At 64.0% G+C, this 228-nt stretch carries 1 pseudogene; it reads right to left on the reverse strand.

Features of this window, described 5'->3' with window-relative positions:
• Positions 1-228: pseudogene (locus SB765_RS34645) on the reverse strand (FAD-binding oxidoreductase); the annotation flags it as partial.

The raw sequence follows: 228 nt of genomic DNA on the forward strand, positions 1-228 counted from the left end.
CGGAACATGTTGCCCGGGTGCAAACACTACAGCGCCATCGCTGGGCGGCTGAAGGTAGAACGAACGGATATCGCGGCTCTCCTGCTCCACTCGCAGCACGCGCCAGGCTTGCCATTGGCGCTGTTGCTGACGTTGCTGCAAACGCGCATCGGCCTCGGCCCAAATGCCGGTCATCAGGCTGGTCGGTGCGTACTCCTTGAAGGCCCAGCGCAGGGAAACCGCAGCCGG

Source organism: Pseudomonas sp. SIMBA_067 (assembly GCF_046534675.1).
Lineage (GTDB): Bacteria > Pseudomonadota > Gammaproteobacteria > Pseudomonadales > Pseudomonadaceae > Aquipseudomonas > Aquipseudomonas putida.